Origin of the sequence: Arenibacter sp. 6A1 (assembly GCF_012272855.1) — a bacterium.
Taxonomy (GTDB): Bacteria; Bacteroidota; Bacteroidia; order Flavobacteriales; family Flavobacteriaceae; genus Arenibacter.
On record NZ_JAAXCQ010000035.1, the window covers coordinates 1 to 9978 of the forward strand.

The 9978-nt window shown below is 39.0% G+C and carries 5 protein-coding genes; all 5 read left to right on the top strand.

Annotated elements, in window-relative coordinates; all coding sequences use genetic code 11:
- The coding region (locus HCG49_RS18195) for a Gfo/Idh/MocA family protein (protein WP_168470906.1) at positions 1-1146 on the top strand (1146 nt) is incomplete at its 5' end.
- Positions 1147-1184: 38 nt separating this feature from the next.
- Positions 1185-4289, top strand: coding sequence for a SusC/RagA family TonB-linked outer membrane protein (locus HCG49_RS18200; RefSeq protein ID WP_168470907.1), 3105 nt, complete (start codon positions 1185-1187; stop codon positions 4287-4289).
- Positions 4290-4301: 12 nt separating this feature from the next.
- On the top strand, positions 4302-5876 hold the full coding sequence (locus HCG49_RS18205; protein WP_168470908.1) for a RagB/SusD family nutrient uptake outer membrane protein: 1575 nt from the start codon (positions 4302-4304) through the stop codon (positions 5874-5876).
- Positions 5877-5971: 95 nt separating this feature from the next.
- On the top strand, positions 5972-9319 hold the full coding sequence (locus HCG49_RS18210) for a VCBS repeat-containing protein (protein ID WP_168470909.1): 3348 nt from the start codon (positions 5972-5974) through the stop codon (positions 9317-9319).
- Positions 9320-9832: 513 nt separating this feature from the next.
- A partial coding sequence (locus HCG49_RS18895; protein WP_168470910.1) for a twin-arginine translocation signal domain-containing protein occupies positions 9833-9978 on the top strand: 146 nt, incomplete at its 3' end.

The following is a 9978-nucleotide window of genomic DNA, read 5'->3' on the forward strand; positions in this document are numbered from 1 at the left end:
TTAGCTCAAGAAAAAATAGAAAAAGCTGGACAGAAAAAGGCTAAAGTCTTTGGAAAAAACGACATGGACTACAAAAACATGTTGGCCTTGAAAGATGTTGATGCAGTAGTGATCTCTACTCCATGGTTATGGCATACCAGAATGGCGGTAGATTCTATGAAAGCCGGAAAATATACCGGACTGGAAGTATCGGCAGCCAATACCTTGGAAGAGTGCTGGGACCTGGTGAACACCCACGAAGAAACCGGATCTCATTTAATGATCCTGGAAAACGTTAATTACCGTCAGGATGTATTGGCGGTGCTTAATATGGTAAAACAAAACCTTTTTGGAGAACTGTCTCATTTTAGATGTGGTTACCAACACGATCTTAGGGCCGTAAAATTCAACGACGGCAAGCAAGCTTATGGTGGTGGCGTTGAATTTGGCGAAAAGGGAACTTCGGAAGCCAGATGGCGTACCCAACATTCCTTATTGCGAAATGCCGATGTATACCCTACCCATGGCTTAGGGCCTATAGCAGTAATGGCCGATGTAAACCGAGGCAATAGATTTGTATCCTTAACTTCTCACGCTTCAAAACCATTGGGACTGCACAACTATATCGTAAACCACCCTAATGGAGGGCCAGACCATCCAAACGCTAAAATAAAATGGAAACAGGGCGATGTAATTACCACTACCATTGAAACCGCCAAAGGAGAAACTATTATTGTAACCCACGATTGTAACCTGCCAAGACCTTATTCTTTAGGCTTTAGAGTACAAGGTGTAAGCGGTATTTCGGAATTTGACTACCATACCAAAAGGATCCATATTGAAGGAAAGACCGAAGGGCATGGTTGGGAAGACATGGACTCTTATATCAAGGAATACGACCACCCACTTTGGAAGAAGCACGGAAGCGGCGCTACCGAAGCAGGCCATGGCGGTATTGACTTTTTTGTAATAAACGCCTTTGTAGAATCGGCCAAGGAAAATATAGCACCACCTATGGATGCCTATGACGCGGCAGCATGGAGTGCAGTTACACCATTATCCGAACTCTCTATTGAAAATAACGGAGCCCCACAGGATTTCCCTGATTTTACAAGAGGAAACTGGATAAAAAGAGCGCCATACAACTGGATGAAAGAAAATTATTAAACTACAAACACAACTAAATATTAATTCAAACTAAATCAATGAAAAAACTAATTACAAAAGGATTATTCCTTCTCGTGTTAGTACTTTCGTATTCTGTGCAAGCACAGGAACGGAGTATTACAGGTACGGTTGTAGACGCCGCCACCAACGATCCCATTCCAGGGGCAAGTATTATTATTAAAAATACAACTACTGGAACCGCCACCGATTTTGACGGTCTTTTTGCCATTCAGGCAACCACAAATGACAAACTTGTCATCAGTTATTTAGGGTACAAAACCAAGGAATTGGTAGTGGGAAGCAAAAGCAACTACACAATAGCCTTAGAAGAAGATGCTGCTCAACTAGAAGAAGTAGTTATTGTAGGTTACGGTAAACAAAAGAAGGTAAATTTAACCGGATCTATAGCCACCTTAAAGTCGGACGATCTTGTAAAAAACAGTACTTCCAACGTTAGTAGCGCCTTATCTGGTAGGCTAGCTGGGGTAGTAACTGTTCAATCATCAGGAGAGCCTGGTGCCGATGTTGCCAGTATCAACATTAGAGGTTTAAGCTCCTTAAATTCTAACTCACCATTAGTATTGGTAGACGGAATCCCAAGAAGCATTAACTCTCTAAACCCAAATGATATTGCAACTATCAGTGTTCTTAAAGATGCCGCAGCAGCTGCCATTTACGGTATGCGTGCCGCCAACGGGGTAGTTTTGGTTACTACTAAAAGAGGAGGAACATCCAAACCTCAATTAAGTGTAAATTCTTATTCTGGGATTCAGGTACCAACAAGAATGCCAGATTTCTTAGGTTCATATGACTATGCTACCTTATATAATGAAGCTAACATTAACGATGGTAAACCTGCGGCCTACACCGCTGAAGATTTACAAAAATACCAAGACGGTTCTAGCCCAGATACCCACCCAGACACCGATTGGATAGACGAGACCCTAGCTTCTCACTCCATGATCCAATCGCACGATGTTAGTGTGATGGGAAGTTACGAGAAGGCCAGATATTACACTTCTTTAGGGTATTTACACCAAGGTGGTTTGTATGACAACAACAGCTATAACCGTTTTAACTTTAGAACCAATATAGATGTAGACGTTACTGATTACGTGAATTTCCAAGCAGATTTCAGTGGTAATTTGGAAGATAAAAACCGTCCTGGGATAGGCACTGGATCCTTATTTTCTAACATCATGAGAACACCACCCACAGAGGTCAACCAATTTTCAAATGGAGGATATAGCACTTTTAGTAACATTCCTAAAATTAAAAATGGAGGGTATAACGATTCTGAAGATTTTGCTTTTCAATCTAAACTGGCTTTAAAAATAGATTTCCCATTTGCAGAAGGCTTAAGCTTACTAACCCAAGTGGCCTATGACCGCTCTGCAGGAGGAAACAACACTGACCGCGACAATTTCGTGGGAAGATCAAAATCTTTCAGTATTCCTACCTCCTACACCTCTTACGACCCTACCACAGGTGAGTTTTCTGTAAGTACTCCGGCCGACAGAGGAGAAACTGCGAGTTTATTCGAATCACAAGCACAAGGGTACCAATTAACTACTGAAGCTATCTTAGATTATGCTACCACCTTGGGAAAACACGATCTTGGTGGTAAATTCGTTTTCTCTAGAAATACTTCCGAATTTAATATTTTAAGTGCCGGCAGAACAAATTTCTTAGGAACTTCTATTGACTATTTCGTCGCTGGGGACGAATCTACAAGAACCAATAGCAATGCTACTTATGAAACTGCTATTTTGGGATATGCTGGTAGATTCACTTATAGTTATGACAGTAAGTACTTAGTAGAATTTAACGGTAGATATGATGGGTCTTATAAATTTAGTAAAGAATCTAGATTTGGATTTTTTCCATCTTTCTCTTCTGCTTGGAGAATTTCTCAAGAAGATTTCCTAAGTGATTCTAAGGTTATAAACAACCTAAAACTAAGAGCCTCTTATGGTGAACTAGGAAGTGACAACATTGGTGCTTTCCGTTATATTGAAGTATTTTCGTTTAACGAAGCTTTCGTAGATAACGGGAATGTTGTAAAAACCCTATCGAGTAACGGTATCCCTGACCCATCAACTACTTGGGAAAAGGCGAAGACCTACAACCTTGGTATCGATTTAGGATTGTGGAACAACCTTATCTCTATTGAGGCCGATATGTTCTACAAAAGAACGTCGGATATCCTAACCACTAGCGCCTTGGAAGTTCCAAAAACTTTTGGAGGACAGTTGCCATTACAAAACATTGGTGTTGTGGACAACAAGGGAATGGAAGTTGTTATTAACCACAACAATAACATCAACGAGTTTCAGTATTACGCCAACTTCAACTTTGGTATAGCCAAGAACAAAGTAATTGATATTGCTGAGTCCGAATCTGTAAACGATTTAATTAAGCGTACTGGAAAACCTATCCAAGCCGGATCTAGAATCGGTTATATGGCTGACGGATTATGGCTTACCCAAGCAGAAATAGATGCTGCGAACGCTGATGCTAAAACTCAAACAGGAAATTCAGCTGCTGTATATCAAACCCAAAATCCAAAACCAGGAGATATTAGATACAGTGATATCAACGGCGATGGTATTGTCAACAGCGATGATAGAACCGTTATCGGGAAAGGAAATATTCCGGAAGTAACTTTCGGACTTAACCTAGGTTTCACTTACAGACAATGGGATTTTGCCGCCCTTTTCCAAGGTGCAGGAAACTTTGACATGTACTTATCCAACGAAGCTGCATTTGCTTTCTTTAACGGTGGAAAGGTATTTGACGCTCACTTGGACAGAGCCCAAATTGGCGCCGATGGCAACGTAGTAAACCCTGGTGCAACATATCCAAGACTTTCTTTATCGAATAACGCTGTTAACGAAAGATTTTCTTCGTACTGGTTAGAGTCTGGAGATTATATCCGTTTCAAAAACATCGAAATCGGTTATACCTTCTCTGAGCAAGTAACCGAGAAATTAGGCTTAGATAAACTAAGAGTTTACCTAAACGGTAGAAACTTGGCTACTTGGTCAAAAATCAAACAATTAGATCCAGAGAACCCACAGCAAAGAGGTTGGTTCTACCCACAACAAAAAGTAGTTAACCTTGGATTTAATATTCAATTATAATTTTAACTAATCATGAAAAAAATAAATAAATTACTAGCGCTAATTTTATTGGTTTCGGCACAATACTCTTGTACCAGTGACTCCATTGAATTAGACCCACAGACAGCTATATCTTCGGAAGTAATATTCACGGACCCGGCCTTTGCTGAAGTATTTTTAAACAAGGTTTATTCTGGTATACCTCATGGTTTCAACCGTGGATGGTATATGTTGGATGCAGCGACCGATGATGCGGAGAACTCTTATCCTTGGCCAGCTTCGAACACCATTTTTAATCCGTCGAATATCACTACCGATAATTCGCCTTTTAACGGATTATGGTCTAACGCCTATGAACAGATCAGAAGGTTAAACAATTTTATTCAAAATTACGACAAACTAGAAGGATCTGAAGGATTAACCAATAGACTAAAGGCAGAAGCGCACTTTCTAAGAGGTTTTTATTATTCTTATTTATTAAGAACCTTCGGAGGAGTGCCTATTATTACCGAGCCACAATCTTTAGAAGATGAAAATTTATTGGTGAGCAGAAGTACCAAGGAAGAAACCTTAAATTTTGTTATTTCTGAATTGGACAAGGCTGCGGGTATTTTCGAAAACAGCAATGCTGCTTCTAGTACAAGAGGAAGCTGGGCTGCCGCTACCGCATTAAAAGGACGTATTCTTTTATACGAAGGAAAATTCGAAGCTTCTGCGGCTGCCTCAAAGGCTGTTCTAGATGCTGAGGCCTTCTCTTTGGATTCGGACTACCAAAATGTTTTCTTGGACGACAACACCCCAGAAGTGATTTTTGACGTACAATTTAAAGATCCGGACAAAGGACATTATGCCAACCTTTTTAACACTCCAAAATCTACTGGTCCTATCAGCGGATGGGGCGGTACAGGACCTACCCAAAATTTGGTAGACCAGTACGAAATGAAAGATACTGGTTTAAAGCCAGAAGAGCCAGGTTCTGGATATGATATGTCTAACCCTTATGAAGGTAGAGATCCAAGATTTTATGCTTCTATCCTATATGACGGTGCACAATGGAAAGGGGTTACTATTAACCACAGACCAGGTGGAGATGCAGGAATTGCTACCAATGGTGATTTTACCAGAACCGGTTATTCTTTAAAGAAATTCATCCAAGAAGAACGTAACCACAATCAAATAAGCACTCAGCACTGGGTATTTATCCGTTTGGCAGAAGTATATCTTAACTATGCCGAAGCTTTAATCGAAGCTGGACAAGATCTAGATTTAGCTACTGCAGCGATCAACAAAGTGAGAGAAAGAGCCGATATGCCTTTGATTACTTTGAGTACACAGAGCGAACTTCGTGAAAAAGTAAGACACGAAAGAAGAATAGAGCTCGCCTTCGAAGAACACCGTTTCTGGGATATCAGAAGATGGCGTATTGCCGGAAACCCAGAAGTGTTGAACATTTACAGAATGGACATGGACAGCGAGGGTAACCTTATCGGAACCGGAAAAGCTATATGGGAGACCAGAAACTGGAATGACAGGGATTATTTAATGCCAATTCCACAAAGCGAAATTGACATTAATACCAATTTGACCCAGAACCCTGGGTACGAATAAAATTAGGATTTGAATTAGCTATTTTATTCCTTCAAACCCATTTAAACTTTGTTTAAATGGGTTTTTATTTTACCCATAAATTGTATCTTCACATCATGAAAAGGACCCTGTTAATTTTAAGCGTTTTATTAGCATCATGCAACACCAAGCAAACAGACATAAAAGACGCTCCCACACAAAATGAAGCACTGTATACTGTTTTATCGGCAGAAACTACCGGTATAAACTTTTTAAACGAGCTGAAAGAGAACACCTATATGAACGGCTTGTTCTATGAATATTATTACAACGGTTCCGGAGTAGCTGTAGCCGACTTTAACAATGATGATTTAGTCGACATATACTTTGTCAACAGCCTTTCGGAAAATAAATTATACCTTAACAAGGGAAACATGCAATTCGAAGATGTTTCCAAAGCCGCCAATGCTACCGGCGGATATGGTTTTGGCACTGGGGTTACCGTAGTAGATATCAATAATGACGGTTTAATGGATATCTATTATTCCAAATCTGGAAAAATCTCGGACCCTAACAAAAGAAGGAACGAATTATTGATCAATCAAGGCATCAATGCCCAAGGTATTCCTGTTTTTAAAAATGAAGCCCAAAGCTACGGTTTAGACTTTCCAGATTTTACTACCCAAGCAACCTTCTTTGATTATGATAAGGATGGTGATTTAGATATGTTTGTCATCAACCACGGAATCGAATTATACGATGAGAATTTGATGGAGGAATTAATCGACCAAAAATCTGAATTTAGAGGGGAAAGATTATACCGTAACGACAATGGTAAGTTTGTAAATGTTTCCGATGAAGCCGGAATAATCAACAATGTCCTAGGCTTTGGTTTAGGAGTAGCCATAGGCGACCTTAACAATGACGGTTGGCCCGATGTTTATGTAGGGAACGATTTTTCTGAAAAAGACCACCTATACATCAATAATAAAAATGGCACGTTTAGGGAAGTATCCTTAGATGCCTTTGGCCATGTTTCCAACTTTTCGATGGGGAACGACATCGCCGACATCAATAACGATGGACTATTGGATATTATGTCCGTGGATATGATGGCAGAGGACAATTACACCCAAAAAACCAGTATGAGTGGCATGAATCCGGCTAAATTTTATAAACATGTAGGCTTAGGATTGCACCACCAATACATGTATAATGCCATACAACTGAACAGTGGCATCAATCGAGAAAGCGGCAATCCGCAGTTTTCCGATATTGCCCAAATCGCGGGAGTCACCAGTACAGATTGGAGTTGGGCGCCTTTATTCTTTGATATGGATAACGACGGAAAAAAAGATCTGTTCGTATCCAATGGTATTAAAAGAGATTTCAGGAACAACGATTTTGTCAACTACAGAAAGCAAAAACAAGCAGAGGTTATTGCGAAAAAAGAAATCCAGACCGAGTCCTATATAGCAGACCTATTGAGCAAAATGCCTACTAGGGAAAAAGAAAATTATTTCTTCCTGAATAATGGAGAAGACTTAAAATACATCAAACAAAACTTTGAGCAACCCCTTTCCAATTCTAACGGGGCGGCCTATGCCGACTTTGACAATGATGGAGACTTAGATATAGTGGTCAACAATTCCTCGAGTATATCTTTCATTTACCAAAACAATAGCAACACCAATAACAATAACCATGTTGCCATTAAATTACGCGGTACTTCGGAAAATATAAATGCCCTTGGTGCGCGTGTTATCCTTTATTCAAAATCTGGCAAACAATTTTTAGAACATTATTTCACCAGAGGATTCCAGTCTGCCATGGCCCATACCTTACATTTTGGAATTGGGGACGACAAAAAGGTAGACAGTGTACAAGTTATATGGCCCAACAACACCTATGAAGTATTTAAAAATGTGCCTATCAACAAAACCATAGCTTTGGCTTACAATGAGGAAACGGTTGAGAGATATGACTATCCAAGTCCTAAAAAAGGTATATTCCAGGACATTACAAAATCCTCGAAAATAAACTTTAAGCATACGGAAAACGATTTTAACGACTTTTTAGAGGAAACCTTATTACCACACAGAATGTCACAACTAGGCCCTGCCTTGGCAGTCGCTGATGTTAATGGTGATGGATTAGACGATTTTTTTATTGGCGGAGCCAAAGATCAGTCTAGCCAATTATTCCTTCAAAACTCAAAAGGTGAATTTAGCAGTACTACACAAGCTTTTGCCAAGGATAGCGCCCATGAAGATGTAGGAGCTATATTTTTCGATGCCGATAATGATGGTGACTTAGATCTATACGTTATCAGTGGTGGGTCTGAAAAAGCTCCAAATGATTTGTATTATTTAGATCGTCTTTATGAAAATGACGGCAACGGAAACTTTAAAAAATCTACTTCTGCACTACCAAAAATCACCAATAGCGGATTAAGGGTTGTTGCAGCCGATTATGACCAAGATGGGGATTTGGATCTTTTTGTAGGGGGTAGAATATTACCTGGGCATTATGGTCGTTTGACAAAGAGCTATATTTTGGAAAACCAAAGTGCCAATGGGGTCCTAAAATTTACAGATGTAACCGACTCGGTAATTCCTGAAATGGCCAATCACACCATGGTAACCTCCGCGGTATGGCATGATTTTAATGGTGACAACTACCCAGACCTATTGGTGGCCAATGAATGGGGGCCTATAGAACTTTTCATAAATAAAGAAGGGTATTTTAAAAACGAGACCAAAGCTTACGGCTTGGATAAAAATATAGGATGGTGGAGTAGTTTAACCTTAGATGATATAGACAATGATGGAGATATGGATATCATTGCTGGGAATTTAGGATTAAATTATAAGTATAAGGCAAGCTTTGAAGCACCATTTTACATGTACATCAATGATTTCGATGATAACCAAAAAGAAGATATTGTTTTAGGCTACCAACAAGACAGTACAGTATATCCGGTTCGCGGACGTCAATGTTCATCTGACCAAATGCCGTTTATCAAAGAAAAGTTTAAAACCTATAATGAGTTTGGAAGTGCATCGATCAATGAAATATACGGCGATAAACTCAACCAAGGTATTTCTTATGAAGCCACTGATTTTGCTTCTTCTATATTGTATAACCAAGGGGACACATTCACTTTTTCAGCCCTACCCAACCGAGTACAATTATCTTCTGTAAATAAAATATTTGTAGATGATTATAACCAAGACAAGAAAAAGGATATTTTATTGCTTGGAAACTTATACGGTTCAGAAGTAGAAACTCCTAGAAACGATGCCAGCTATGGTTTTCTGTTATTGGGGGCCAACGACAAAGAATTTAAATACTTGCCCAACCAAGAATCAAATCTTTGGGCCAAGGGCGATGTGAAGGATGCTGCCCTTATTAATTTAGCGAATGGTAAGGCTATTTTAATTGCCAAAAACAATGGAGAACTCAGCTTAATTAAAGTGAACTAGTTCTGTAACAAAAAGAAGCATAACAATTTCAGACACCCCCTCCGGGGCCAAGGATACATTTAATCACTGTAATGGTTTGCCCGGCACTATTTTTAGTGCTTGGTAAACCATTTTTTTTTACTTCTCATTTTAATGTAGGAATACTAATTGCCATACAGCTCCTAGATAACGGATATCACTTTTTAAATTGTTGCTCTACATTTATAGTAGCTTTAAAATGCTTTTATTTTTAAAAGAATAAAGATGATTAAAACCTCTCAAAAAGGAAAAAATACCGTAAAAAAGAAGATTTATAAAAAGGACATTTCATCCTAATTAAAACCATTTCTTCTAGACTTTCCGAACTAAACTTCAGAGCCATTTCATTTTTAAAAATTAATTTTCTAATCCATAACACTACCAAAATAATGTAATTACAAAAAAACTACCCCTAAATTGCAAAATTTCTCTACCTAAAAAAGTGATACAAAAGCCATATTTGTTGCTACAACTTTTTCAAAAAATTAAGAATCAATGAATCACAGGAGAAATTTTATCAAAAAGACCGCTATGACATCGGCCGGTATTGCTATTCTTCCGAACATATCTTTAGGGAAATCGTTTAAAAGAAATACGGAGAAATTAAAAGTTGCTGTTTTAGGGATTGGACTTAGAGGAAC